Consider the following 259-nt stretch of genomic DNA (forward strand, 5'->3'; position numbering starts at 1 on the left):
TGGAGGATTAGCTCAGCTGGGAGAGCATCTGCCTTACAAGCAGAGGGTCGGCGGTTCGATCCCGTCATCCTCCACCATAATATATTAATAATAAATAGACAAGCTTTTTGAAAATACCGGTATAGCCCAATTGGTAGAGCACGATAGAATAAATTCCCTCGAATTTACCACAGCAACCGATTTTCCATCTTGATTATACTTCTTATAATCAGTAGATTGACTATTCATAAGCTTAAAATATAATAATACAATCTGAAAA

At 37.1% G+C, this 259-nt stretch carries 1 tRNA gene; it reads left to right on the forward strand.

What is annotated here, in order from left to right:
• Window position 1 precedes the first annotated feature (1 nt).
• Window positions 2-77: transfer RNA gene (locus ACTYA4_RS22305), tRNA-Val, on the forward strand.
• Window positions 78-259 lie beyond the last annotated feature (182 nt).

The organism is Niallia yueguangensis (genome assembly GCF_052663115.1).